Source organism: Xenorhabdus indica (genome assembly GCF_014467235.1).
In the GTDB taxonomy this organism is placed as follows: domain Bacteria; phylum Pseudomonadota; class Gammaproteobacteria; order Enterobacterales; family Enterobacteriaceae; genus Xenorhabdus; species Xenorhabdus indica.
On sequence record NZ_NKHP01000082.1, the window covers coordinates 1 to 1,218 of the forward strand.

1 protein-coding gene is annotated in these 1,218 nt (G+C 52.3%); it reads left to right on the forward strand.

Features of this window, described 5'->3' with window-relative positions:
* Positions 1-1,218, forward strand: a 1,218-nt coding sequence (locus tag Xind_RS19540) for a DUF6531 domain-containing protein (protein ID WP_222941873.1), incomplete at both ends; no start/stop codon positions are given.

The following is a 1,218-nucleotide window of genomic DNA, read 5'->3' on the forward strand; positions in this document are numbered from 1 at the left end:
TGACTTCGAAGCTCAGGCTTTTAAGAAAACGGCTCAGGATACCGTTGAAAAATTCAAAAGGGGTGAATTTCCAAAGGAAGAATGGGAAGAAGAGAAAGACGACGACGATCATCCCAAACCCAATGCTGCGTTGCCGCAAAAGCCACGAGACGATAGCCCGACCGGAGAAGGGAATACAATTGGTAGCATTGTCGGACAGGCCCCCCAGTCCGCCTCTCCTCCGCATGCCGCTAATCCGGCCATTAAGCCAGAGGCCCCGGCGGAAAAAGGGATGTGGGATAAAACCGTTGACTGGTTTCAGGAAACCGCCGATGACTTCAACAAATGGGTGGATGAGAGTAAACACAATCTGCAAGCCGCCTGGGACAGTCCGGGCGAAGCGGCTATCGGGGCAGGCAAAGCACTCTGGAATACCGTTCCTGAAATGGGGGAATTGGTTGGCAAGGGCGCCGTAATCATGACAACGGCACCGGCCGTTGCTGCCGAAAAAGCCTGGGAATATATGGGGGGCTCTCCTGTCGGTGTGTCTGAATTGCAGCAAAAGGCCGTTGATATGGTCAATGCTGATGCGATTAAGATGGAAATGAAAAGCGATGCTGAAAAAGGCGGCGATTTAATTTTTACCGGTTTTTCTTTTGCTACAGGGTTTGGCGGATTAATCAAGGGGGCTGCAAAAGGAGCGGCAAAAACCGCCGCTAAAACCGAAAGCAAAGTACTCGCTGAAGAAGCCAGGGCCGCCGACGCTGCGGGGGCTAAAATCAAAGGCCAGTCGCCAGAAACCGCCAACCCCGCGCCGGCCAAACCCAAAAACAACGAAAAAGACCCTGTTGACAACAAATCCACCGATAAAGATGGTAGCTGCAATGGCACTTGTAGCGTCAACGGTGAACCTGTCGATATGGCGACTGGCGACTTTCTCCAAGTCTGGCCGGTCATTGCTATCCCCGGATTATTGCCGATAACCCTGACCCGTACCTATCGCTCCACCGCAAAATTAAACGGTCTGTTTGGTCCCAAATGGGCGGATGACTGGTCGCGTCAGCTGGCACTGACTGACGGTAAAATCAATTTCACCGATGCAGACGGGGTCATCTACGATTTCAGCACACCGGATAACATGGTGCTCGCCCGTAACCAGCATATTCCTCATTACCTGCTGACCGGTGAATTGAATGGTGAATTGCAACTGACCGATCGCCAGTCCCAGCTCACTTATCA